This is a genomic window from Lutibacter sp. TH_r2 (assembly GCF_033101135.1).
Taxonomy (GTDB): domain Bacteria; phylum Bacteroidota; class Bacteroidia; order Flavobacteriales; family Flavobacteriaceae; genus Lutibacter.
Genome location: NZ_JAWMPV010000001.1, coordinates 660,962 through 684,693 on the forward strand (window position 1 = coordinate 660,962; position 23,732 = coordinate 684,693).

Here is a 23,732-nt window from a genome sequence, read left to right on the forward strand (position 1 = left end):
TACAAAAGCACTCGTTCGAGTGCTTTTTTTTCTATTATATTTACACTTGAATCAAATTAAGTATATGAATAAATTTTTATTAATTATTCTTTTTTTTCCTGCAGTTATTTTTTCTCAAACTGCAATTCAAGGTATTGTACTAGATTCAAAAACCAATAAACCATTACCCTTTGCATCCGTTATAACTTCAACAAATTTTGGCGCGTTAACAAATGTGGATGGAACATTTACTATTAAAACTAAAAGTAAATTTACAACTCTAAAAATTTCATATATAGGTTATTCTTCTGTTATAGTTCCTATTTCTGAAAAGGATAAATTTATTCGTGTAAAATTAGAACAAACCGTAGAATCTTTGAATGAAATTGTAATTACGGCAAAAGAAAATCCAGCTATAAAACTTATTAAAAAAGTTATTGCTAATACTTCCAAAAACAACATTGAAAAAGCTTTAAATTCTTTTAAATTTAAAGCGTATAATAAAATATTAGTTACGGCAAATCCAGATTCTATTAGAGGCAATATAGATACAATTTTTGTTTTGAAAAAAGGTGAAAAAGTGTTTAAAAAATTAGATTCTAACAACTATAAATTCAAAAAAGAATTAGAAAAAACACATATCTATTTAACTGAAAAAATTTCAGAATTTAAATTTAAAAAAGGAAGTAAGAAAAAAGAAGTTGTTTTAGCTTCTAGAATGGCTGGTTTAAAACAACCTTTGTATGAATTATTAGCAATTACTATTCAAGACTTTTCATTTTATAATGAATATTACACATTGGCAGGATCTAGATATATAAACCCTGTTTCAAAAAATGCACTTAAACATTATTCTTATAAAATTTTAGACACCGTAACAATTCAAAATAAAGAAACAATAATGCTTTATTTTAGACCTACAGAAACTAAAGAAACTGTTGGTTTAGAAGGTATACTTTATATAGATTCACAAAACTTTGGAATTGCAAAAGGAATTGCTGAACTAAAAGCTATTGTAAATGTTAAAGCTGAACAAAACTACCAATATAAACCAGCTCAAAAAATTTGGTTTCCAACCGATCAAGAAATTATAATTAAAAAAGGAGAGAATAAAAAAAATACAAACTTATTTGGCGGAATGGTTCAATTTTCAACTAATAAACCAAATGATTCCATTGTTAAAACTGCAAAAAAAGATCCTAGTGATGTTTCATATTTTAGTTCAAAAACTATTAATAGTGAAATTGAAATTAATAAACCTATTAAAATTTCTAATTCAGCCACTACTATTAAATTTGAAGAAAACGCACATAAAAAGTCAACTAAATTTTGGAACACCTATAGAACAGATTCAATTACTAAAAGAGGAAAAGAAACCTATATACTTTTAGATAGTTTAGCCGAAAAAGAAGGCGTAAACAGAAAAATAAATTTAGCTAGAAACCTATTAAAAGGCTACTACCCTACAAAATACGTAAACTTAAATCTTGGAAAAATAATAAACTTAAATAATTATGAAGGTTTAAGAGTTGGTTTTGGCGGAATTACCAATTCAAGTTTTTCAAACAAGTTTAAACTAGAGTCGTATGTTGCTTACGGAACTAAAGATAAAGAATTTAAATATAGTTACGGAGCTTCAGTAAGATTTAATAAAGAATCTAATACGTGGTTTGGAATACAACATACTAATGATATTGAGGAAGCAGCATCACTTCATTTTATTAAAGAAAACACTTCGTTTTCACCAATAAATCCAAGAAATTTAAACATTAGTAAGTTTTTTAATTACAAAACATATAGTGCAAATATTACACACGATATTCAACCAAATTTAGAAGCAAAAATTAAATTTACTACCGGAAAATTTAAACCTTTGTTTAATTACCAATTTATTTCTGAAGGAGAAACGTATACAAATTATAATCTATCAACAGCATCTATTGGAATTCAATACAATCCGTTTAGCGAGTATATGAATTCACCAATTGGAAAACTAACTATTAAAAATAACTTTCCTCAAATTACATTTCAAGTAAGTAAAAGTTTAAAAGATATTTTTGAAAGCGATTTTGATTTTACACAAATTAATTTTAGAATTCTACATAAAATAGATAGATTAAGAAAAGCAACTACAACATTTATGTTAGAAGGTGGTGCAGTTTTTGGTGATGCTCCATTAACGCATTTATACAATTCTACACCAAACTACACACATAAAAGCCCTTGGATAAAACGTGTAACTTTTGCAGGGAAAAACAGCTTTGAAACAATGGGTTATAACGAATTTATTTCAGATAGATATATTGCATTACATTTTAAACACGATTTAAAACCAATTAAAATTACCAATAAATTTCGACCACAATTTACTTTTGTTTCTAGAGCGGCCGTTGGAGCCATTGATAACAAACAATTTCATACAGGTATTGACTTTAAAAGTTTAAAAAATGGTTATTACGAGAGTGGTTTAGAATTAAATGGTTTATTCAAAGGCTTTGGAGCTAGCGCTTTTTATAGATATGGCCCAAATCAAAATGCTAAAGTAAGTGATAATTTGGCCGTAAAACTTACCTTTAAATTAAACCTTGGATTTTAGTAATCTATAACTATTATAACTAAACTATTTTACTAACTTTGCAGAAATTTTTTTGATGGATTTTTGGACTCCTGTTTCTAGGTTTATTTTAAAAGGAAGGTATTTAATTTTAGTTTTAATAGCTGCATTTACCTATTTCCTTTCTTCACAAATGCAATATATGCGTTTTTCGTATACTGAAGCCAATTTATTACCCGCAAACCACGAAATTAATATAGAATACGATAAATTTTTAGACCTATTTGGTGAAGAAGGAAATTTAGTTATTCTAGCAGTTCAAGATTCTACACTATTTACGCCTACCAAATTTAATGCTTGGAATGAGTTATCTAACAAATTAGATAGTTTTCCTGAAGTAGATTTTACAGTAGCTGTAGCAGATATTAAAAAGCTTAAAAAAAATACTAAAGAAAAAAAATTCGATGTAGAACCACTTTACACTGAAAACCCTAAAACTACCGAAGAAGTTCTAAAAATAAAAGACGAACTATTTAACAACCTACCTTTTTTCGATAATTTCTTATACAATAAAAAAACTGGAACCATACGAACAGTAGTTTATATGGATAAGGATATTGTGAATACTGGAGCCAGAAAAGACTTTATTTTAAAAGCATTAAATCCAACTATAGAAAAATTTGAACAAACGAATACTTTAGACGTTAGAGTATCTGGAATGCCATACATTAGAACAATGAATGCCCAAAACATTATTGATGAAATGGGCTTGTTTGTTGGTTTAGCTTTAGCTGTTACTGCTGTTATCTTTTTCTTCTTTTTTAGATCTATTAGAGCAACACTTATAACCCTTTTAGTAGTTAGTATTGGAGTAATTTGGGCGTTTGGATTTATTGGCTGGTTTAGGTATGAAATTTCAGTGTTAATGGCATTAATTCCTCCATTAATTATTGTAATTGGTGTACCAAATGCCATATTTTTAATAAATAAATACCAACAAGAGGTAAAAAAACACGGAAACCAAGCAAAATCATTACAACGCGTAATTTCAAAAGTAGGAAACGCAACGTTAATGACTAACGTAACAACAGCTTCTGGTTTTGCAACTTTTATTTTTACCAAAAGTCAATTATTACGTGAATTTGGTACAATTGCATCCATTAATATTATTGGAATATTTGTTTTAGCATTATTAATTATTCCAATTATCTACAGTTTTATGTCGCTTCCAAAAGAAAAGCATTTAAAACATTTAGAAAGAAAATGGATAGAAAGTATTGTAAACTGGATGGAATTTGTAGTTAAAAATCATAGAGTTTCTGTTTATGCAACTACAATTACGCTAATTATTGTAAGCATGATTGGAGTTTACATGGTTAAAGTATCTGGAAGTTTAATTGAAGACATGCCTAAAGGCGAAGAGTTTTTTAATGATATTGTTTTCTTTGAAGAAGAATTTGGAGGTATTATGCCTTTAGAAATTATGATTGACACCAAAAATGAAAAAGGTGTTATGAAACTCTCCACCTTAAAACGAATGGATAAATTGGATGAAACTATTGATGAAATTCCTCAATTATCTAAATCTATCTCTGTTTTAAATCTTATAAAATATACAAAACAAGCTTACTATAGCGGAAAACCAAAATACTATCAATTACCAAACAATCAAGAAAAAAATTGGATTTTATCGTATGCGAAAAATTCAACCGAAAACTCTAATATGCTAGACAATTATGTGGACTCAACAGGCAGATATGCTAGATTAACCACATTTATGAAAGATATTGGAACCGATAAAATGGAAATTATTGAAGAACGAATTCAACAAAAAATTGATAAAGAATTTCCAAAAGAAAGCTATGATGTAACAATGACTGGAAAAGCTTTAGTTTTTGTAAAAGGAACTCGTTTTTTAATCAATAATTTAGTGGTTTCCCTTACGTTAGCCATTCTATTAATTGCAATTTTTATGGCTTTTATGTTCCGATCGCTTAGAATGATTGTTATTTCATTAATTCCAAATATATTTCCGTTACTAATTACTGCTGGGCTTATGGGGTATTTAGGCGTACCTTTAAAACCTTCAACCATATTAGTATTTAGTATTGCCTTTGGTATTTCAGTTGACGATACAATTCACTTTTTAGCAAAATATAGACAAGAATTAAAAGCTAATAACTGGAGAATTAAAGAATCTATTTATGGAGCACTGCGTGAAACTGGTGTAAGTATGTTTTACACTTCTATTGTACTTTTCTTTGGCTTTTTGGTATTTACAGTTTCTAGCTTTGGAGGTACAATTGCATTAGGTGGTTTGGTTTCTATCACACTTCTTTTTGCAATGGTTTCAAACTTAATTCTATTACCTTCATTACTACTCTCTTTAGAAAAAAGAATTGCTAATAAAAAAGTTTTAAAAGAACCAACACTAGATATTTTAGTTCCTGAAGACGAAAACGGAGATAAGTAACTTTTTCACATAACTTTCAAACTATCCATTTTTAAACCTTAATTTGATAGTGTATATTTGCTGTTCAAAATTTAAGAAAAATGACAAAACAAACCATAGCTGAATTATTAAATTCTGATTGTTTTTTACAAGAAGTAGAGATTAAAGGTTGGGTTAGAACTTTTAGAGCTAATAGATTTATTGCATTAAACGATGGTTCTACAATAAAAAACATACAATGTGTTGTTGACTTTGAAAACACACCAGAAGAAACTTTAAAAAGAATAACAACTGGAGCTGCAGTTGCAATTAAAGGAACTTTAGTAGAAAGTCAAGGAAAAGGGCAAACTGTTGAAATTACCGTTTCAGAAATTGAAATTTTAGGTGATTCTAACCCTGAAGAATACCCAATTCAACCTAAAAAACATAGCTTTGAATTTTTACGTGAAAATGCACATTTACGAATTAGAACAAATACTTTTAGTGCAGTAATGCGTATTAGAGCAACACTTTCGTTTGCAATTCATAAATATTTTACTGAAAATGGTTTTTACAATTTTCACGCGCCAATTATTACAGGATCTGATGCAGAAGGTGCTGGTGAAATGTTTCAAGTTTCAACATTAGGGTTAGATAAACTTCCAAAAAACGAAGAAGGTAAAGTAGATTATTCTAAAGATTTTTTTGGTAAAGAAACTAACTTAACTGTTTCTGGACAATTAGAAGCTGAAACCTATGCAATGGCTTTAGGAAAAGTATATACATTTGGACCTACTTTTAGAGCCGAAAACTCAAATACAACACGTCACTTATCAGAATTCTGGATGATTGAACCTGAAGTAGCTTTCAATAATTTAGACGATAATATGGACTTGGCTGAAGATTTTATAAAATCAGTTATTTCATATACATTAGAAAAATGTAAAGATGATGTTGAGTTTTTAGATAATAGATTAACTCAAGAAGAAAAAACAAAACCTGCAAATCAACGTAGTGAAATGACTTTACTCGAACGTTTAAACTTTGTTGTTGAAAATAATTTTAAACGTGTAAGTTATACTGAAGCTATTGATATACTACGTAATTGCAAACCAAATAAAAAGAAAAAATTTCAATTCCCAATAAATGAATGGGGAGCAGATTTACAAAGTGAACACGAACGTTATTTAGTTGAAAAACACTTTAAATGCCCTGTTATTTTATTTGATTATCCGGCAAATATTAAAGCTTTTTACATGCGCCTAAACGATGATGAAAAAACAGTAAGAGCAATGGACGTTTTATTTCCAGGTATTGGAGAAATTGTTGGCGGAAGTCAACGTGAAGAACGTTTAGATGTATTAAAACAAAAAATTGCAGCCTTAAACATTGACGAAAAAGAATTGTGGTGGTATTTAGACACTCGCAAATTTGGAACAGCAGAACACAGTGGTTTTGGTCTAGGCTTTGAACGTTTAGTACAATTTACTACAGGAATGGGAAATATTAGAGACGTAATTCCTTATCCTAGAACTCCACAAAATGCTGATTTTTAAAAAAAATCTGAACACTTTAAAAAACATATTATTTTCATAGTATGTTTTTTTGTATTTTTATAAAAGTACAACCAAAATAATATATGCTTAAACAGAGTTTACAATATAAATTACTTCAAAAATTATCTCCTCAACAAATTCAGTTGATGAAACTAATTCAATTGCCTACACAAGCATTTGAACAACGTTTAAAACAAGAATTAGAAGAAAATCCTGCATTAGAAAATGGTAAGGAAAAGATAGAAGAGTTAGGAAATAATGAAAATGATGATAATTATGATGATGATGGAAACGAAAATATTAGTGCTGAAGATATTAATATTGATGAATATTTGAGTGATGATGAAATACCAATGTATAAAACTCAAGCAAATAATTATTCTAGTGATGATGATGACAAACAAGTTCCCTACGCATCTGGAACTTCGTTTACACAGTATTTAAAAAACCAAATGAGCACGTACCGCTTAACTGATGATGAAGAAATTATTACCGATTTTTTAATTGGAAGTATTGATGGAAGTGGCTATATAAGAAGAGAATTGTTAGATATTTTAGACGATTTAGCTTTTACACAAAACGTATACACTTCTGAAGAAGAAATAAGCCGCTTATTAAAACTTGTACAACAATTAGACCCTGCAGGAGTTGGAGCTAGAGATTTAAAAGAGTGTTTATTAATTCAACTTCATAGAAAAAAAGATAAACCAAGCAGAGAATTGGCTATTGGTATATTAACAGAAGGTTTTGAATTATTTGCTAAAAAACACTATAAAAAATTAATTCAAAAATTTCATATTACAGAAGATGAATTAAAAGAGGCAATTTCAGAAATTGAAAAATTAAATCCAAAACCAGGAGGATCATACGTTAGTAATAATAAAATTGCCGAACAAATTGTTCCTGATTTTACTATACGTATTATTGAAGGTGAATTAGATTTAACACTAAATTCTAGAAATGCACCAGAACTTCATATATCTAGAGAATATAATGAAATGCTTGAAGGTTATAAAAACTCTAAAGATAAATCGAAATCACAAAAAGATGCAGTTTTATTTATCAAACAAAAACTAGATGGTGCTAAATGGTTTATTGATGCTATAAAACAGCGTCAGCAAACATTATTATTGAACATGAATGCAATTATGCAGCATCAAAAAGAATATTTTTTAACTGGAGATGAACGCAAGTTAAAACCAATGATTTTAAAAGATATTGCTGATGTTATTGATATGGATGTTTCAACAGTATCTAGAGTTGCTAACAGCAAATTTGTAACCACACCTTACGGAACTAAACTAATTAAAGAGTTTTTCTCTGAATCTATGAAAAACGACCAAGGTGAAGATGTTTCTACAAGAGAAATAAAAAATATTTTAGAAACAGTTGTAAGTGAAGAAAATAAAAGAAAACCGCTAACAGACGATAAGTTATCTGCTTTATTAAAAGAAAAAGGGTATCCTATTGCTAGAAGAACAGTTGCAAAATATAGAGAGCAATTAGATATTCCTGTTGCAAGATTACGAAAAGAAATATAGGTACTTTAACTATGGGGTTTTCTAAATTTATTTCATATTTTTTTCATCCAATCAATTTTCCAATTGTAGGAACTATTGTATATTTTTTATTTATTCCTAAACATATTTATAAATCACAAGAATATACAATTCTTACGGTTATTATTATTGGGTCATATTTATTCCCTTTGTTTTTATTATTTATGTTAAAACAGTTTAAAATGATTTCTAGTATTCAATCAGCTACTATTGAAGAACGTAAATTTCCAACTAGTTTAATGATTGCTATTTCTCTAATTTTAACTAATTGGCTATTTAAAAACCAAATAGTTGACCTATTGGCTTTGTTTTTTCTTGGATTTGGAATTGCATTATCTATTGCTTATTTATTATTACATGTAAAAATTAAAATAAGTCTTCATGCTATTGGAATAAGTGGTTTAATTGGGTTTTTACTGTACTTCAGTTATGTTTATAGAATAAACTTTATACTAATCTATATCCTATTATTTGTTTTGGCAGGCTTTATTATTTCTGCTAGATTAAAGTTAAGAGCACATACAGCTAAAGAAGTGTTTTTAGGCTTTTTTGTAGGGTTATTATCGCAGCTAGCTACATTTGGAGTGTTTTACATTATGTAAAGCTTTAAACCAATATGTATATCTTTCATTTTTATATTTTCTGCTTCCAAAAATGCATCTTTAAATAAAGGTTCTAAACCGTAATAAATATATAAATTCCAAACTTCGTAACCAGCTGAAAGAGTTAAGCCATATTGAAATTTATTTACAGATGAGATATTTTTAAATACAAGTGTTTCTGAAGAATCATTGTATTTATATTTAGAAGAAAATAAATAACTAAATTTAACTCCAGCATAAATTCTCCAAAATTTGTATTTTGTTGGCGTAGAGTTTCTAAATCGTATTTCAAAAGGTAAATCAATTGCGTGTATTGATAATCTATTAACATCAAAATCTTCAGCAATATCAAAGTTAAAAACACTATTTTGCTCTCTAATTTTTAAATTTTGAATGTACGCATTGTAAGCATAACCAAAACCAATTCCAATTCCAAAATTTCTTTCTTTATTCAATGGAATATCTTTTACAAAACCCATTGAAAATCCACCCGAAAATCCATTTTGAGAAATATCCGATGGTTTAGAAGTTAACAAATTATAAGTTAAAGAAATATAAAGTTGATCTTCCAAATATTTTGAATCAATTGTATCATTTTCAATCTGTGCTGATACATTAATTGTAAAAATTAAAACAATAAATAGTACTAACTGTTTCATATTAAACAAATATAGTTTAATCAAATAAAAAAGGCAATCTAATATTAGATTGCCTTTTTTTAAATTTATTGAGAATTATACTGTTAGTAATTACTTTTTAAGTCATTACCTTTACTAGTTGAAAAACTAACTTTTAAAGCGTTTATATCTCTTAATTGTTCTTTAATATCTAAAATAGTTCCAACACTTGCTTCTTTATCAGCTTTAATAGAAGTAGTCATATATTTAACTTCTTCTTCTTTTCTTAAAGCTCTTTCAGAAAAAATAAAACTTGGAACATCTTTAACATCTATTATTTTATCATTTACTTGGATTTTATCACCAGATATATTTTTATCTTTAGATTTACCCACGTAAATAGTGCTCACTAAACTCTTTTGCTCTAGTTTTTTTACTTCACTTGCAACTGGTAATGCTGGTTTTTTGATTAACAAATCAGTCTCACGCATAGTTGTAGATACCATAAAAAAGAACAAAAGCATAAATACAATATCAGGTAATGATGCAGTAGAAATTGCAGGTAACCCTTTTTTCTTCTTTTTAAATTTACTCATAACTTGATATTATTTAATTGGTTCAGGTTCTGAAATAATTTGCGGATATTTATCCTTCAAATTATCTATTCTAGCTTTTAATTTTTCACCACCATTGTCATTATAATCCTTTAACAATTGATCATAAGAAACTCCATATAACTTTTCAGATAATTGGCTTCTTAATTCATTATAAGCAGCTTCAATTTCATTTTGAATTGAAACGTACATACCATAAGTAGTACCACGAGCGCTTTGTAATGATATAATTGCTTTACTTGGATGATCAGACGATAATGGGTTTTTAGCTCCTTGACAATAATCGCACTCTTTAGCTGGCTGTCCATCAACTGAATTACCAAGTCCACCACCATTGTCAATAAAATCCATTGCTATTTTCTTAATATCTTTTACTTGAACATAGTCAGTACCTTCAACCAAAATTTGATTATTTCGGTTTACTACAATATCTAACACATTCTTCTCTTTAATTACAACTTTAGTTTCTTCTGGATTTTGATTTTTTTCAGGTAATTTTCTTGAAATCCCTGAATCAACATCCATAGTGGTTGTTACTAAAAAAAATATTAAAAGCAAGAACGCAATGTCTGCCATAGAACCAGCATTAATTTCTGAATTATCTCTTCTTGCCATAATTTAGTTTATTTTACTAATGATCTACCAAAGTCTAAAACAAAGAACAACAATCCAACTCCACCTAAAATAGCGCTGAAGTTAATTCCTGTACTTACCCATTTTGAAACTGCTCCAGCTTCTCCACCTTCTAATACTCTACCAACAGTGTCAGTTACCTGAGCATCTGAAGCTAAAACATAAGAAACGGCAAGAACTACTGCTAATAATCCAACAGCAATTAATGATCTTTTTAATACTTGTGGTTGTTTAATTAAATTCCAAATTGAAAATAATACAGCAATTCCTGCTGTAAATATTAACAATAACCTTGCGAAAGTAACAAAAGGAGATACAATACTTGCTTGTACTGCTGCATCGTTTTCAATAGCTTCGTCTCCAGCCATCATAACTCTGATGAAGAAGAAGAAACCTATCAAACCAATTACACCTGTTACTAAGGTTAATATTCTTGATAAATTTTTACTCATAATTTGGATTATTTTTTGTGTCTAATTAATAGGTCAACTAATAAAATTGACGCGTCTTCCATGTTATTTACAATACTATCAACTTTAGAGATAATATAGTTGTAAAAAATTTGAAGGATAATAGCTACTACTAAACCAAATACTGTTGTTAATAAGGCTACTTTAATACCTCCTGCTACTACTGTTGGAGAAATATCACCCGCTGCTTGAATAGAGTCAAATGCACTAATCATACCAATTACAGTTCCCATGAAACCTAACATTGGTGCTAAAGCAATAAATAAAGATAACCAAGAGATGTTTTTCTCTAATAATCCCATTTGAACTCCACCGTATCCAACAACCGCTTTTTCAGCTGCTTCAACTCCTTCGTCCATTCTATCTAAACCTTGGTAAAAGATTGATGCAACAGGACCTTTTGTATTTCTACAAACTTCTTTTGCAGCTTCTACTCCACCACTAGCTAAAGCGTCGTCCACTTTACTAACTAACTTTTTAGTGTTAGTTGTTGCCATGTTTAAATAAATAATTCTTTCAATAGCAATTGCTAAACCTAAAATTAAGGCTACTAATACAATCCCCATAAAGAAAGGACCACCTTCAATAAAACGTTGTTTTAATTCTTGGTGAAATGTTTTTTCTTCTGTTGGATTGTCAGCAACTTGCTCTGTTTTAGTTGCATCTTGCGCTATAGCTTTAGGCGCTGCTCCAAATAACAATAATCCTGTAATTGCAAGGATAGTAAATACTCTTTTCATTGTGTAATAGTTAATTTATTAATTTTTCAACGTGTTAAATATAAGTTTTTTTTACACAAAAGTTACACTAAAATATAATGATATTTTTATTTTATCATTAACACCTTTAACGTGCTAGCTTTTGCATACGGCAAGTAACAAAAAAATGTTGAGTTTTGAAAATTTTAGTAAGACTTTAGTGTATTTTTTTGCAATTTCTTAATTTTTTAAAAAAAATTAAAAAAAAAGGTTAAAAATAATGTCAATAATTACATTTAATACTTATTAATCTTTTATTGAATGCATTTTTTTTATTTATGAATTGTCAATTCTCCCCTTATTGGTGTTTCAAAATCTGCTTTAAAATTACTATCAGAGATATTTTGACCAAGTAAATACATAAGTTTTGCAATTGCTGACTCTGTAGTTATGTCAAAACCACTAATTACTCCTATTTCAATTAGCTTTATACTAGTTTCATATTTCCCCATAATAACACTTCCACCATGGCACTGTGAAACATTAATTATTTTTACTCCATTATTTATTGCTTTAGATAATAATGAAATAAACCATGGCTTTGAAGTAGCATTTCCAGATCCAAATGTTTCTAAAATTACACCTTTTAATTTTTTAATTTCTAATATACTTTTTACTACTTGTTCAGTTATACCAGGAAATAATTTTAGTATTACAATATCATCACATAATTTTTTTCGAACCTGAAAATTATTTTGAGAGCTATTAGTTTTTATTAACTGTTTATTAAACTTTAAATGAACTCCACTTTCCGCTAACGGCATACAATTAGGAGAGGAGAAAGCTTCAAAATGTTCAGCATTTATTTTTGTAGTTCTATTTGCTCTATATAATTTATACTCAAAATATAAACACACTTCAGTTATAAGTGGCTTTCCATTCTTATTTTGTGTTGATGCAATTTCAATAGATGTAATTAAATTCTCTTTAGCATCTGTTCTTAAATGACCTATTGGAAGTTGAGAACCTGTGAAAATTACTGGTTTAGATAAATTTTCAAGCATAAAACTCAATACAGAAGAAGAGTATGACATGGTATCAGACCCATGGAGAATAACAAAACCATCATAATTATTATAACATTCTTCAATAACTTCAGCAATCAACAACCACTCTTTAGGGCTCATGTCTGAAGAATCTATAGGTGATTCAAATGAAAAGGTATCAATAGTACAATTTAAATGATTTAATTCTGGAATTGCATTTAATAATTTATCAAAATTAAATGCTTTTAAAGCTCCTGTTTCAAAATCTTTAACCATACCAATGGTTCCACCAGTATAAATTAAAAGTATATGTGGAATTTTTGCCATTTTGTCTTGTAACTTTTTTTTGGAATAATTTATGCTATATATTTACCATATAATAATACTACAAAATAAGAAAATTATGATGGGATATTACATAATAATAGGAATTATTTCTTTAGCTAGTTGGTTAGTTAGTCAACAGTTAAAAAGAAAATTTAAAAAATATTCTCAAATTCACTTACAAAACGGTTTAAGTGGTAGAGAAATTGCTGAAAAAATGTTAAGTGATCATGGAATAAATGATGTAAAAGTTATTTCAACAAGCGGACAATTAACGGATCATTATAACCCTAAAAACAAAACAGTAAACTTAAGTGATGTTGTTTATAACGAAAGAAATACTGCTTCTGCAGCAGTTGCAGCTCACGAAGTTGGACATGCTGTTCAACATGCAAAAGCTTATAAATGGTTAACCATGAGATCTCAATTAGTACCTGTAGTTAATATTTCTTCAAAATTTTCTATATGGCTTGTAATTGGTGGTTTAGCTTTAGGTGCTGCAGAATCATCTGGACTAGGGTTCTACGTTGCAATAGCTGGTTTAGTTATGATGGGTATGGCTTCATTATTTAGCTTAATAACCTTACCTGTTGAATATGATGCAAGTAACAGAGCTTTAGCTTGGTTAAAAACAAAAAATATGTTAACAGCGACCGAGCAAGATGGTGCGCATGATGCCTTAAAATGGGCTGCTAGAACTTATTTAGTTGCTGCATTAGGATCTTTAGCTATGTTATTTTATTGGGCTTTACGTATTTTAGGGTCTAGAGATTAATTATAATTTTATTTGTCTATCTATTTTCTGATCTAATGAAATAAATGTTTCTGTACTTGCAATACCTTTTATAGATTGTATTTTTTGACTTAAAAGAGCCATTAAGTGCTCATTATTTTTACATAATATTTTTATAACTATAGAATAATTTCCTGTGGTATAATGACTTTCAACAACTTCAGGAATTTCTTTCAACCTTTTAATTACTTCTTGATATTTACTAGCTGTATCTAAAAATATACCTACAAATGCCAATGTTGAATATCCCAACACTTTAGGGTTTATTATAAATTTACTTCCAGCAATTAAACTTGAAGATTCTAATTTTCGCAATCGCTGGTGAATTGCTGCACCTGAAATTCCAATTTCTCGAGCAATACTTAAAATTGGAGTTCGTGCATCATTCATTAAATGTTTTAAAATAATTCTATCTATACCGTCTATCTTCAACTCTTTTTCTTTCATCTAATTATTATTTAATAAGTAAATATAAAAAATAAAGGGTAAACTTTCGTTTACCCTTTATTATACTCTATAAATATATATTTTTATTCTTCTTGAGGTTTTAGCTTAAAATCTTCCATAAATTTGGTGGTATAATCTCCTGATATATAATCTGGATTATCCATTAATTGTCTATGGAAAGGAATTGTTGTTTTTACACCTTCTACAACAAATTCATCTAAAGCACGTCTCATTTTACTAATTGCTTCTTCTCTTGTTTGAGCAGTAGTAATCAACTTTGCAATCATAGAATCATAATTTGGCGGAATAGTATAGCCTGCATACACATGAGAATCTACTCTAACTCCATGTCCTCCAGGAGTATGTAAAATATTAATTTTACCAGGTGAAGGTCTAAAACCATTAAAAGGATCTTCAGCATTTATTCTACATTCTATTGAGTGTAATTTTGGTATATAATTTTTTCCCGAAATTGGTACACCAGCTGCTACTTTTATTTGTTCATAAATTAAATCATGGTCTATAACTTGTTCTGTAATTGGGTGCTCTACCTGAATACGTGTATTCATTTCCATAAAGTAGAAATTCTTATGCTTATCTACTAAAAATTCGACTGTTCCAGCACCTTCATACTTAATAAATTCAGCTGCTCTAACAGCTGCTTCACCCATTTTATTACGTAACTGTGAAGTCATAAACGGTGATGGAGATTCTTCTGTAAGTTTTTGGTGACGACGTTGAATTGAGCAATCTCTTTCTGATAAGTGACATGCTTTTCCAAAAGAATCACCTATAATTTGAATTTCAATATGGCGTGGCTCTTCAATAAGCTTCTCCATATACATTCCATCATTTCCAAAACAAGCAAATGCTTCTTGCTTTGCTGCATCCCAAAGTTCTTGTAATTCTTCTTTTTTCCATACGGCACGCATTCCTTTTCCACCACCACCAGCAGTAGCCTTAAGCATTACTGGATAGCCCATTTCATCAGCTAATTTTTCACATTCTTCAAATGTTTCAATTATACCGTCAGAACCTGGTATTGTAGGAACTCCTGCTGCTTTCATAGTTTCACGGGCAGATGCTTTATCTCCCATTCTACTAATCATTTCTTCATCAGCTCCAATAAATTTTATACCATGCTCTTCGCAAAGTTTTGAAAATTTAGCGTTTTCAGCTAAAAATCCGTAACCTGGATGAATAGCATCTGCATTTGTTATTTCTGCTGCAGCCAATATAGCTTGCATATTTAAATAGGAAGCACTACTAGCTGGAGGACCAATACAAACAGCCTCATCCGCAAAACGCACATGTAGGCTTTCAGCATCTGCAGTTGAATAAACAGCAACTGTTTTTACTCCAATCTCTTTACATGTTCTTATAATTCGCAAAGCTATTTCTCCTCTATTGGCAATTAATATTTTATTAAACATTATGCTTTAAGTTTAAGTTAGACATTTTTTAAATTTCAATAAAAATTAAAATTTTAAAACAAACTATTGAGATTAGCTTACGCTGGTTCTACTAGATATAATGGCTGACCAAATTCTACAGGAGATCCATTTTCAACAAGAACTTTAACTATTTTTCCAGAAACTTCAGATTCAATTTCATTAAATAATTTCATTGCTTCAACAATAGCAATTATTGAGTCTGGAGAAACCATATCACCTACTTCAACAAAGTTTGGTTTATCTGGTGAAGGCTTTCTATAAAAAGTTCCAATAATAGGCGAAGTTATTTCTATGTACTTTGAGTTATCATCTTTTGATTCAGGAGCTGCTGTATTTTCTTCAGTAACTGGAACTGCAGGTGCTGCTGCCATAGGAATTTGTGAAACTCCCATTGGTGCTTGTTGAACAATTGTTGTTGTTTCTTTACCTTCTCCTGTTCTAATGGTAATTTTAATATCCTCCATTTCTAACTTTACCTCACTCGCTCCTGATTTAGCAACGAATTTAATAAGGTTTTGAATATCTTTTAATTCCATAATGTATTGGGTTTTAAGTATTTTTGTTAATTGATATTTTATGAGTTATATGCCCATTTAAAGTAGATTGATCCCCAAGTGAATCCTCCACCAAATGCTGCAAATATGATAGTGTCACCTTTTTTAAGCTGACTTTCGTAATCAGCTAAAAGTAATGGCAATGTAGCTGACGTAGTATTTCCATAATTTTGAATATTCATCATTACTTTTGAGCTATCGACTTCTATACGGTTAGCTGTAGCTTCAATAATTCTTTTATTGGCTTGATGAGCTGCCAACCAATTTACGTCTTTTTGAGTTAAATTGTTTCTTTCTATAATTTTAACTGCAACATCAGCCATGTTAAACACAGCATTTTTAAATACGGTTTTTCCATCTTGATAAACATAATGCTCTCTATTTTTAAAAGTATCTTTATCTATTGGATACATAGAACCTCCTGCTTTAGCTCTTAAAAACTCTCTTCCCATACCGTCACTTCTTAAATATTCATCTTGATGGCCTAAACCTTCATAATTTGGTTCAAAAAGTGCTGCTCCTGCTCCATCTCCAAATATTATACATGTTGCTCTATCGGTGTAGTCAATCATAGAAGAGCATTTATCTGCGCCTATTAATAGTATTTTTTTATATCTTCCTGATTCGATATAACTTGATGCTACTGACATTCCGTATAAAAAACTTGAACACGCGGCTTCTAAATCAAATCCAAAAGCGTTAATAGCTCCAATTTCTGAAGCAACAAAAGCACCAACTGCAGCTGCTTGCATATCTGGAGTTGCTGTTGCAACTAGAACTAAATCAATTTCTTTTGGATCTAAATTGGATTTTTCAATTAAGTTTTCAGCGGCTTTAGTAGCCATATAACCGGTACCTTTACCTTTACCTTTTAGAATTCTTCGTTCTTTAATTCCAGTTCTAGAGGTAATCCACTCATCATTAGTTTCTACCATTTTTTCTAACATTTTATTAGTTAAAACATCTTCTGGTAGATACTTTCCAACTGCGGTAATTGCTGCGGTAATTTTTATCATAAGTTAATTTCTTTTATTAAAAAAGAATTCCAAAGAAATGAAAATTATTTATTAATACTGAATAATATATGTTTTTTTTAACAGCTTTAAAGTGTAAAAATAAAAAAACTCTCGAATTGAGAGTTTTTTAAATGCTAAATTTTAATATTTTAAGCTTCTACTACATCTGTAGAATCAATTACAATTTGACCTCTGTAATATAATTTTCCTTCGTGCCAGTGTGCTCTGTGGTATAAGTGAGCTTCACCTGTAGTTGGATCAATGGCAACTTGAGGAGTTACAGCTTTGTAGTGAGTTCTTCTTTTATCTCTTCTAGTTTTCGATATTTTTCTTTTAGGATGTGCCATTACTCTTTATTTTTATCTATTAGTATATCTTTTAATTTATTCCATCTAGGATCAATATCCTGATTATCTTCTATTTTTTCGTTTTCTTCTCTATTAATTTCAAATTCTTTTAACTTATCTAAAATATCTGAATTTAATGTTCCATCTTCTATTCCTGGATGAATTCTTTTTGTTGGAACTGCTAATACTATTGCTTCATATATATATTGTGCAACATTTAACGTGTGTTCAGAATATGGAATGATTAAAATTTCTTCATTTTCATCATTATATTCTTTCCCAAAATTAACTATTAATTTTAAATTACTTGAAATTGGTTGTTGAAACATCTCGTTAGTAACGTCACATGCTACTTCAACCCATCCAGTTAACTTAAAATCTAATTCAAACATAGTTGTTTTTTTTAGAAACAACACATTTACATGTACGTTTGAATTATTAAATTCATCATAGTTATAAAATTCAAAGAACTCTTTCTTAATAACATACTCAAAATGGTGTTCTCCGTCTTTTAAACCTATAAAAGAAATATTAAACTCTTTTAAATCTTTCATGTTGAACTTCAATTTGAGCGTGCAAAGATATAAAATTAAACTATTTATTTAAAAATAATTTTTAAATTTTTATAGCATTTTATTTTTACTGTTTGTTTTTAATACGTTTTGTGTCAAACTTTTATATTCTTCTCTTTTTGAAAAAAGCTTAATCGCTGTAAAAACAGCTTCTTTAAATGAAGAAATACTTGCCTTATCTTTTCCTGCTAATTCATAGGCTGTACCGTGATCTGGCGATGTTCTAATTTTATTTAAGCCTGCAGTGTAATTCACTCCTTCTCCAAACGATAATGTTTTAAAAGGTGCTAAACCTTGATCGTGATACATTGCTAATATTGCGTCGAAATTTTTATAATTTTCTGATCCAAAAAAGCTATCTGCTGCATAAGGGCCATAAACAAGCTTACCTTGTTCTTGAATTTTTATTAGTGTTGGCCTAACAATTTCATCATCTTCAATACCAATTAAACCATTATCTCCACAATGAGGATTTAAACCCAGAACTGCAATTTTCGGTCTACTTACTCCAAAATCTTCAATTAAAGTTTTATAAAGTATTTCAACTTTATCCGTTATTGCTTCTTCTGATATAGCACTTGAAACTTCTGAAATAGGAATATGACCAGTAACTAAACCTACCTTAAGGTTTTCAGTCATTAAAATCATTAAACTTTTTCCTTCTAATTTAGATTCTAAATATTCCGTATGACCAGGAAATGTAAAATCTTCACTTTGAATATTATCTTTATTTATTGGTGCTGTTACTAAAACATCTATTTCATTGTTGGCAAGTGAATTTGTTGCTGCTTCTAAAGATTTAAATGCATATTCTCCTGCTCTTTTAGTTGGATTTCCAAACTCTACCGGAACATCTTCTTTCCATATATTTACAACATTTATTTTACCTTCTACAGCTTTTTCAACATTAAAAACACCATTATATTGTACGTTTAGATTTAAACTTTTTTTATACGCTGAAATATATTTTGTTGAACCAAATACTATCGGTGTACAAAACTCCAGCATTCTTTTATCTAAAAATGTTTTGAGAATAATTTCAATTCCAATTCCATTAATATCTCCTATTGAAATACCTAACTTTATTTTTTCAGTTTTACTCATAAATGAAGTTTATAATGCTTAATTTTGTGTGCTCAAAAGTAATCAAATAAAATGATATAATTATGTTTACCGGAATTATTGAAACACTTGGAACTATTACAAATATTGAAAAAGAAGGTGATAACTTTCACTTTACCATAAAAAGTAATATTACTTCAGAATTAAAAATTGACCAAAGTGTTGCCCATAATGGAGTTTGTTTAACAGTAGTTAAAATTCAAGGAGATGAATATACAGTAACTGCAATTAAGGAAACTTTAGACAAATCTAACTTTAAATATGTTAAAATTGGTGATGTTGTTAATTTAGAACGCGCTATGATTTTAGGAGCAAGATTAGATGGCCATATAGTTCAAGGCCATGTTGATCAAACTGCAACTTGCGTAAACGTAGTTGAAGAAGACGGAAGTTGGGTTTATACTTTTGAATACGATAAAACATACAATAATGTTACTATTGAAAAAGGATCTATTACTGTAAATGGTACTAGCTTAACAGTAGTAAATTCAATTGATAATAAGTTTTCCGTTGCAATTATACCTTACACATATGAAAACACTAATTTTCATACATTTAAAAATGGAAGTGTTGTTAATTTAGAATTTGATGTTATTGGAAAATATGTTGCTAGATTATTAGAAAAAAGAAATTAATGTTTTTTCCCCTTTCGCAATTCATATACTCCATATAAAATTCCTGACAACAACAAATAACTTAATCCTCCATCGACTGGAAGTCCGGGATTTGGAGCCGGTGCTGCAGGCTTATTACCGTTTGGAGGCGGTGTTGGTAATGTCTTTTGTGAATATCCATTCACAAAAACTAACAAGCTAAAAGTTAACAGTAAAATGTTAAACTTATTTTTCATTTTGGGGTTTGTTTTTAATAGAATTTAAAAATTCTACAGATACAAATATAAAGTTTTTTTTATAATGAACAATTTTGTGTAAAAATAAAATACAATATAACACATAGGTATAAACAATACTACATGCTGTAATAGTTAATTTATTTCTTAATATATTTATATAAAATTTAGTTATGATTACAATTACAGTTACTGAAAACATACTTACGCATTGTAAAAAACAAGTAGAAAAATTCAACTTTGGACAAAGAAAATTTGCAAATGGTACAAAAACCCAACAATTAACTGGAATTATTGGACAAAGTGTTGTTACCAATTTATTCAATAAAGGTTTAATAGATGGAAATGAAGGTTTTGACAATGGTATTGACCTTGTTTTTAATAATAAGAAAATTGATATAAAAACAATGGGAAGAACTACTACAGTTAAAAAAAATTACACAAATAATTTTTTAAAAGCCCAAGATTACTTCGAAACTGAAGTTTATATTTTTTGTAGTTATCATAAACTTAATAATGAGGTAACAATTTGTGGCTGGATAACTAAAGAAGATTTTATTAAAAAAAGAAAATACTTTCCCAAAGGATCCACTAGAAAGAGATTTGACGGAACAACTTTTATTACTTTTTCCGATTTATATGAAATTGATAATTTTCAATTAAACAACGTAAACAGCATAGCTGAATTAAAAAAAGATTTAAACACTTTAAAATAAAAAAGCCTCACATTTCTGCAAGGCTTTAAGTTTTTACGACGTGGTCCCACAAGGGCTCGAACCTTGGACCCCCTGATTATGAGTCAGGTGCTCTAACCAGCTGAGCTATGGGACCTAAAAACTGGGTGCAAAAATAACACTTATTTAGTTTATGCACAATTATTATTTAATTATTTTATTACTTTAGTCAAAAAAAAATGATGTCTCGAAATAACTTAATACTTGTACTTTTTTTAATATCTTCTTTTATTAGTTATGCTCAAAGTAGTAGTAACTACCTGAATTCTAGTAAAAAAGTAAGGTTTGGAGGGACATTTAATATGGGTTTTGGAAGTAATTACTCCACATTATCAATATCTCCAAGTGCCATTTACGATTTTTCACAAAATTTTAGCGCTGGAGCTAGTTTAACCTATGTGTATGTGAAAAATAAGTCAACAATTCAAAAATCAACAAATATTTTAGGTGGAAGCTTAATGACTTTTTATAGACCCTTTTCTAGTTTTCAGCTATCTTTAGAATATGAGCAACTTCATTTAAAACAGAATTATTCAAACGCTACAGGTGTTTCTCAATGGCAGCCAGCATTGTATTTTGGAGCAGAATATATAACAGGGCGGGTAGCCATGGGATTAAGATATGATATTCTATTTGACGAAAACAAAAATGCTATCTACTCTTCTGCATTAAGTCCCGTATTTAGAATTTATTTCTAAACCACACTTTTTGAAACTCTCGCTCTACAATAATTACAGCTAAATCATTAAAAAATGTTTCGCTTTCAGAATCTACTTTTAACAATTCTTTTTCTTGTATATCTACTCTATACACAAAATTCAAATAAGAATCATATCTACCTTTAAATAATTTTTCAATTATTTCTGACAACGATTTTATCAACTCATTTAAATTTAACCCTTCGGAAAAAGAAAAATAATCTACACCAGCCAAAACAAAATCTTTATTTAATTGTTTAATTAATAATTTATAAAGTTTTGTGTCTTTTTCTATTTGCTCAATATTGAATGTTTTTCTTGGTAACATTTATATTGTTCTTTTCATTAAACTTAAACCAAACTCTTTTAAAACAGATTTTTTTTGTTCTGAAATAGATAATTGATTAAGAACTTTTAAAGACTTTTCTGTATAATTTTCAATCTCTTTTTTTATTAAAACATCTACTTTATTTTTTTTGAAAATAGAAGTTACTTTTTCTACTTTTTTATTATTCAAATCATCTGAATTGTATAAATTAAATAATTCTCTACGTTCTTTTGGTTCGCACACATTTAAAGCCGTTAAGTACAAAAAGGTTTTTTTATTTTCAATTATATCTCCTCCTATCTTCTTACCAAATGTTTCAACATCTCCAAAAGTATCTAAATAATCGTCTTGTAATTGAAATGCTAGTCCTAAATTCAACCCGAAATTATATATTGCTTTTTCTTCTTTTTCTGAAACATTAGCAATCATTGCCCCCATTTGCATTGCCGCTCCAATTAAAACCGATGTTTTATAAGTAATCATTTTTATATACTCCTCTATACTTACATCATTTCTAGTTTCAAAATCAACATCCCACTGTTGACCTTCACATACCTCTAATGCGGTTTTACTAAACAACAACATTAATTTTTTAAACAACTCTGGCTCATAACTCTCAACACATTGATATGCAATAATTAACATAGCATCTCCAGATAAAATACCTGTATTTTCATCCCATTTTTTATGTACAGTTTCCTTTCCTCTCCTTATTGGAGCACTATCCATAATATCATCATGTACCAAAGTAAAGTTGTGAAAAACCTCTATAGCTAAAGCAACATCCATTGCTTTTTTTGAATCTTCTCCAAACAAATCACAAATCATTAAAGCTAAAATAGGTCGTAATCGCTTACCTCCTATTTCTAATATGTACTTTATTGGATTATAAAGATTTACAGGATCTTTTGATTTTATTTTTTCATTTAAATAACCTAAAAATACTTCCTTATATTCTTCTAAATTCATTCCTTATTTATTTAACAGTAAAAATACACTTTTCTAACAAATAGATTTCTTTAAAAACTTATTTGTTATTAAAATGTTAAAACTACGGAAACTTTTTTTGTTTCTAAAGTTTCCTTAAGTATATTTGCACCCGATTATCAAGATGGTTAATTAAAAATGAAAGAAATAATATTAAAAAAAACCGCAGACATTTTTCTAAAGTTTGGATTTAAAAGCGTTACAATGGATGATATTGCCAATGATTTGGGAATGTCCAAAAAAACATTGTACAAGTATTTTAAAAACAAAGAAGATTTAGTTGATCAAGCTATTGTAAATTTTCATGAAAATTGTCTAAAAAAAATTAATGGAGTATGTGCCATTGGCTATAACGCTATTGAAGAAAACTTTGAGATTAAAAAAATTTTTAAAGACCTTTTACAAAGCTCTGATGAATCTCCAATGTTTCAATTAAAAAAATACTACCCCAACACCTTTAATAAGGTTATGAATAAAGAGTTTGAAGAATTTCAAAATTGCATAATTACAAACATTAAGAAAGGTATTAATGAAGGTTTGTATATTAAATCAATAAACAAATCGGTAGTTTCTAGATTCTATTTCTCACTAGTTCATAGCGTACATGACGATCAATTGTTTACATATAAAAAAAATAGCATAAACCAATTAGAAATAGATGTTCTAGAATATCACACTAGAGCAATTGCAACTACAAAAGGAATAAAAGAACTAGAAAAACAACTATTAAAATTAAACCATATTTAG

At 28.8% G+C, this 23,732-nt stretch carries 26 protein-coding genes and 1 tRNA gene; 10 read left to right on the top strand and 17 right to left on the bottom strand.

Going from position 1 to position 23,732, the window contains the following annotated elements; translation table 11 throughout:
* The first annotated feature begins 64 nt into the window (after window positions 1-64).
* The 5 genes from R3X25_RS02630 to R3X25_RS02650 all read left to right on the top strand — a co-directional run bounded on the left by R3X25_RS02630 (window position 65) and on the right by R3X25_RS02650 (window position 8,681).
* The gene (locus R3X25_RS02630) at window positions 65-2,575 is read left to right on the top strand and encodes a DUF5686 and carboxypeptidase-like regulatory domain-containing protein (RefSeq protein ID WP_317671573.1); all 2,511 of its coding nucleotides are present in this window, start codon (window positions 65-67) and stop codon (window positions 2,573-2,575) included.
* 55 nt (window positions 2,576-2,630) lie between these two features.
* Complete coding sequence (locus R3X25_RS02635) at window positions 2,631-5,006, top strand: efflux RND transporter permease subunit (RefSeq protein ID WP_317671575.1); 2,376 nt, start codon at window positions 2,631-2,633, stop codon at window positions 5,004-5,006.
* 80 nt (window positions 5,007-5,086) lie between these two features.
* Window positions 5,087-6,520: an asparagine--tRNA ligase gene (asnS, locus tag R3X25_RS02640; RefSeq protein ID WP_317671577.1), complete on the top strand. Its 1,434-nt coding sequence runs from the start codon at window positions 5,087-5,089 to the stop codon at window positions 6,518-6,520.
* 83 nt (window positions 6,521-6,603) lie between these two features.
* Window positions 6,604-8,061 (top strand): RNA polymerase factor sigma-54, encoded by a 1,458-nt coding sequence (gene rpoN, locus R3X25_RS02645; RefSeq protein WP_317671579.1) that lies wholly within the window; start codon window positions 6,604-6,606, stop codon window positions 8,059-8,061.
* 11 nt (window positions 8,062-8,072) lie between these two features.
* Window positions 8,073-8,681, top strand: a complete 609-nt coding sequence (locus R3X25_RS02650; RefSeq protein ID WP_317671581.1) for a hypothetical protein — start codon at window positions 8,073-8,075, stop codon at window positions 8,679-8,681.
* Here the strand turns inward: R3X25_RS02650 and R3X25_RS02655 are convergent.
* From R3X25_RS02655 to R3X25_RS02680, 6 genes are all read right to left on the bottom strand, one after another.
* Entirely contained in the window at window positions 8,669-9,340 is a 672-nt protein-coding gene (locus tag R3X25_RS02655) for a porin family protein (protein WP_317671583.1), read from the bottom strand. The genes R3X25_RS02650 and R3X25_RS02655 overlap by 13 nt on opposite strands.
* An 83-nt stretch (window positions 9,341-9,423) precedes the next feature.
* Entirely contained in the window at window positions 9,424-9,894 is a 471-nt protein-coding gene (locus tag R3X25_RS02660) for a biopolymer transporter ExbD (protein ID WP_317671585.1), read from the bottom strand.
* A 9-nt stretch (window positions 9,895-9,903) separates the two neighbouring features.
* Window positions 9,904-10,527, bottom strand: coding sequence for a biopolymer transporter ExbD (locus tag R3X25_RS02665; RefSeq protein WP_317671587.1), 624 nt, complete (start codon window positions 10,525-10,527; stop codon window positions 9,904-9,906).
* An 8-nt stretch (window positions 10,528-10,535) separates the two neighbouring features.
* Window positions 10,536-10,997 carry a hypothetical protein gene (locus R3X25_RS02670; RefSeq protein WP_317671589.1) on the bottom strand — a complete coding sequence of 154 codons (462 nt, stop codon included), beginning with the start codon at window positions 10,995-10,997 and terminating at the stop codon, window positions 10,536-10,538.
* Between the two features lie 8 nt (window positions 10,998-11,005).
* On the bottom strand, window positions 11,006-11,755 hold the full coding sequence (locus R3X25_RS02675; protein WP_317671591.1) for a MotA/TolQ/ExbB proton channel family protein: 750 nt from the start codon (window positions 11,753-11,755) through the stop codon (window positions 11,006-11,008).
* Window positions 11,756-12,045: 290 nt separating this feature from the next.
* On the bottom strand, window positions 12,046-13,086 hold the full coding sequence (locus R3X25_RS02680) for an asparaginase (protein WP_317671593.1): 1,041 nt from the start codon (window positions 13,084-13,086) through the stop codon (window positions 12,046-12,048).
* A 76-nt stretch (window positions 13,087-13,162) separates the two neighbouring features.
* Between R3X25_RS02680 and R3X25_RS02685 the strand changes: the two genes are divergently transcribed.
* On the top strand, window positions 13,163-13,858 hold the full coding sequence (locus R3X25_RS02685) for a zinc metallopeptidase (RefSeq protein ID WP_317671595.1): 696 nt from the start codon (window positions 13,163-13,165) through the stop codon (window positions 13,856-13,858).
* Here the strand turns inward: R3X25_RS02685 and R3X25_RS02690 are convergent, their stop codons facing one another.
* From R3X25_RS02690 to pdxA, 7 genes are all read right to left on the bottom strand, one after another.
* Entirely contained in the window at window positions 13,859-14,323 is a 465-nt protein-coding gene (locus R3X25_RS02690) for an Lrp/AsnC ligand binding domain-containing protein (RefSeq protein WP_317671597.1), read from the bottom strand.
* An 83-nt stretch (window positions 14,324-14,406) separates the two neighbouring features.
* On the bottom strand, window positions 14,407-15,756 hold the full coding sequence (gene accC / locus R3X25_RS02695; protein ID WP_317671599.1) for an acetyl-CoA carboxylase biotin carboxylase subunit: 1,350 nt from the start codon (window positions 15,754-15,756) through the stop codon (window positions 14,407-14,409).
* A gap of 77 nt (window positions 15,757-15,833) precedes the next feature.
* Complete coding sequence (gene accB, locus R3X25_RS02700) at window positions 15,834-16,313, bottom strand: acetyl-CoA carboxylase biotin carboxyl carrier protein (RefSeq protein WP_317671601.1); 480 nt, start codon at window positions 16,311-16,313, stop codon at window positions 15,834-15,836.
* Window positions 16,314-16,351: 38 nt separating this feature from the next.
* Window positions 16,352-17,347 carry a beta-ketoacyl-ACP synthase III gene (locus R3X25_RS02705; protein ID WP_317671604.1) on the bottom strand — a complete coding sequence of 332 codons (996 nt, stop codon included), beginning with the start codon at window positions 17,345-17,347 and terminating at the stop codon, window positions 16,352-16,354.
* 149 nt (window positions 17,348-17,496) lie between these two features.
* Complete coding sequence (rpmF, locus tag R3X25_RS02710; protein WP_317671606.1) at window positions 17,497-17,694, bottom strand: 50S ribosomal protein L32; 198 nt, start codon at window positions 17,692-17,694, stop codon at window positions 17,497-17,499.
* On the bottom strand, window positions 17,694-18,248 hold the full coding sequence (locus R3X25_RS02715) for a DUF177 domain-containing protein (RefSeq protein WP_317671608.1): 555 nt from the start codon (window positions 18,246-18,248) through the stop codon (window positions 17,694-17,696). The genes rpmF and R3X25_RS02715 overlap by 1 nt, the downstream gene beginning before the upstream one ends.
* Window positions 18,249-18,317: 69 nt before the next feature.
* On the bottom strand, window positions 18,318-19,370 hold the full coding sequence (gene pdxA, locus R3X25_RS02720) for a 4-hydroxythreonine-4-phosphate dehydrogenase PdxA (RefSeq protein WP_317671610.1): 1,053 nt from the start codon (window positions 19,368-19,370) through the stop codon (window positions 18,318-18,320).
* Window positions 19,371-19,432: 62 nt separating this feature from the next.
* Between pdxA and R3X25_RS02725 the strand changes: the two genes are divergently transcribed.
* A complete protein-coding gene (locus tag R3X25_RS02725; RefSeq protein WP_317671612.1) occupies window positions 19,433-20,023 on the top strand; it encodes a riboflavin synthase in 591 nt (196 codons plus the stop codon).
* Here the strand turns inward: R3X25_RS02725 and R3X25_RS02730 are convergent.
* A complete protein-coding gene (locus R3X25_RS02730; RefSeq protein WP_317671614.1) occupies window positions 20,020-20,238 on the bottom strand; it encodes a PID-CTERM protein-sorting domain-containing protein in 219 nt (72 codons plus the stop codon). The two genes, R3X25_RS02725 and R3X25_RS02730, sit on opposite strands and share 4 nt — an antisense overlap.
* A 173-nt stretch (window positions 20,239-20,411) precedes the next feature.
* Here R3X25_RS02730 and R3X25_RS02735 point away from each other — a divergent pair, with 173 nt between their 5' ends.
* On the top strand, window positions 20,412-20,954 hold the full coding sequence (locus R3X25_RS02735) for a hypothetical protein (protein ID WP_317671615.1): 543 nt from the start codon (window positions 20,412-20,414) through the stop codon (window positions 20,952-20,954).
* Between the two features lie 41 nt (window positions 20,955-20,995).
* Here the strand turns inward: R3X25_RS02735 and R3X25_RS02740 are convergent.
* Window positions 20,996-21,069 (bottom strand) — tRNA-Ile (locus R3X25_RS02740).
* Window positions 21,070-21,151: 82 nt separating this feature from the next.
* On the opposite strand from R3X25_RS02740, the gene R3X25_RS02745 reads away from it, so the two are divergent.
* Complete coding sequence (locus tag R3X25_RS02745) at window positions 21,152-21,670, top strand: alpha-ketoglutarate decarboxylase (protein ID WP_317671616.1); 519 nt, start codon at window positions 21,152-21,154, stop codon at window positions 21,668-21,670.
* Here R3X25_RS02745 and R3X25_RS02750 read toward each other — a convergent pair.
* Both R3X25_RS02750 and R3X25_RS02755 read right to left on the bottom strand, forming a co-directional pair.
* Window positions 21,654-21,998, bottom strand: coding sequence for a hypothetical protein (locus tag R3X25_RS02750; protein WP_317671617.1), 345 nt, complete (start codon window positions 21,996-21,998; stop codon window positions 21,654-21,656). The genes R3X25_RS02745 and R3X25_RS02750 overlap by 17 nt on opposite strands.
* Window positions 21,999-22,967, bottom strand: a complete 969-nt coding sequence (locus tag R3X25_RS02755; protein WP_317671618.1) for a polyprenyl synthetase family protein — start codon at window positions 22,965-22,967, stop codon at window positions 21,999-22,001. It lies immediately after the preceding gene.
* A 156-nt stretch (window positions 22,968-23,123) separates the two neighbouring features.
* On the opposite strand from R3X25_RS02755, the gene R3X25_RS02760 reads away from it, so the two are divergent.
* A complete protein-coding gene (locus R3X25_RS02760) occupies window positions 23,124-23,732 on the top strand; it encodes a TetR/AcrR family transcriptional regulator (RefSeq protein ID WP_317671619.1) in 609 nt (202 codons plus the stop codon).

Excerpts from the sequence above, each read along its gene's own strand:
- R3X25_RS02630 (WP_317671573.1), top strand. The coding sequence starts at position 65 with ATGAATAAATTTTTATTAATTATTCTTTTTTTTCCTGCAGTTATTTTT.
- R3X25_RS02635 (WP_317671575.1), top strand. The coding sequence starts at position 2,631 with ATGGATTTTTGGACTCCTGTTTCTAGGTTTATTTTAAAAGGAAGGTAT.
- asnS (WP_317671577.1), top strand. The coding sequence starts at position 5,087 with ATGACAAAACAAACCATAGCTGAATTATTAAATTCTGATTGTTTTTTA.
- rpoN (WP_317671579.1), top strand. The coding sequence starts at position 6,604 with ATGCTTAAACAGAGTTTACAATATAAATTACTTCAAAAATTATCTCCT.
- R3X25_RS02650 (WP_317671581.1), top strand. The coding sequence starts at position 8,073 with ATGGGGTTTTCTAAATTTATTTCATATTTTTTTCATCCAATCAATTTT.
- R3X25_RS02655 (WP_317671583.1), bottom strand. The coding sequence starts at position 9,340 with ATGAAACAGTTAGTACTATTTATTGTTTTAATTTTTACAATTAATGTA.
- R3X25_RS02660 (WP_317671585.1), bottom strand. The coding sequence starts at position 9,894 with ATGAGTAAATTTAAAAAGAAGAAAAAAGGGTTACCTGCAATTTCTACT.
- R3X25_RS02665 (WP_317671587.1), bottom strand. The coding sequence starts at position 10,527 with ATGGCAAGAAGAGATAATTCAGAAATTAATGCTGGTTCTATGGCAGAC.
- R3X25_RS02670 (WP_317671589.1), bottom strand. The coding sequence starts at position 10,997 with ATGAGTAAAAATTTATCAAGAATATTAACCTTAGTAACAGGTGTAATT.
- R3X25_RS02675 (WP_317671591.1), bottom strand. The coding sequence starts at position 11,755 with ATGAAAAGAGTATTTACTATCCTTGCAATTACAGGATTATTGTTATTT.
- R3X25_RS02680 (WP_317671593.1), bottom strand. The coding sequence starts at position 13,086 with ATGGCAAAAATTCCACATATACTTTTAATTTATACTGGTGGAACCATT.
- R3X25_RS02685 (WP_317671595.1), top strand. The coding sequence starts at position 13,163 with ATGATGGGATATTACATAATAATAGGAATTATTTCTTTAGCTAGTTGG.
- R3X25_RS02690 (WP_317671597.1), bottom strand. The coding sequence starts at position 14,323 with ATGAAAGAAAAAGAGTTGAAGATAGACGGTATAGATAGAATTATTTTA.
- accC (WP_317671599.1), bottom strand. The coding sequence starts at position 15,756 with ATGTTTAATAAAATATTAATTGCCAATAGAGGAGAAATAGCTTTGCGA.
- accB (WP_317671601.1), bottom strand. The coding sequence starts at position 16,313 with ATGGAATTAAAAGATATTCAAAACCTTATTAAATTCGTTGCTAAATCA.
- R3X25_RS02705 (WP_317671604.1), bottom strand. The coding sequence starts at position 17,347 with ATGATAAAAATTACCGCAGCAATTACCGCAGTTGGAAAGTATCTACCA.
- rpmF (WP_317671606.1), bottom strand. The coding sequence starts at position 17,694 with ATGGCACATCCTAAAAGAAAAATATCGAAAACTAGAAGAGATAAAAGA.
- R3X25_RS02715 (WP_317671608.1), bottom strand. The coding sequence starts at position 18,248 with ATGAAAGATTTAAAAGAGTTTAATATTTCTTTTATAGGTTTAAAAGAC.
- pdxA (WP_317671610.1), bottom strand. The coding sequence starts at position 19,370 with ATGAGTAAAACTGAAAAAATAAAGTTAGGTATTTCAATAGGAGATATT.
- R3X25_RS02725 (WP_317671612.1), top strand. The coding sequence starts at position 19,433 with ATGTTTACCGGAATTATTGAAACACTTGGAACTATTACAAATATTGAA.
- R3X25_RS02730 (WP_317671614.1), bottom strand. The coding sequence starts at position 20,238 with ATGAAAAATAAGTTTAACATTTTACTGTTAACTTTTAGCTTGTTAGTT.
- R3X25_RS02735 (WP_317671615.1), top strand. The coding sequence starts at position 20,412 with ATGATTACAATTACAGTTACTGAAAACATACTTACGCATTGTAAAAAA.
- R3X25_RS02745 (WP_317671616.1), top strand. The coding sequence starts at position 21,152 with ATGATGTCTCGAAATAACTTAATACTTGTACTTTTTTTAATATCTTCT.
- R3X25_RS02750 (WP_317671617.1), bottom strand. The coding sequence starts at position 21,998 with ATGTTACCAAGAAAAACATTCAATATTGAGCAAATAGAAAAAGACACA.
- R3X25_RS02755 (WP_317671618.1), bottom strand. The coding sequence starts at position 22,967 with ATGAATTTAGAAGAATATAAGGAAGTATTTTTAGGTTATTTAAATGAA.
- R3X25_RS02760 (WP_317671619.1), top strand. The coding sequence starts at position 23,124 with ATGAAAGAAATAATATTAAAAAAAACCGCAGACATTTTTCTAAAGTTT.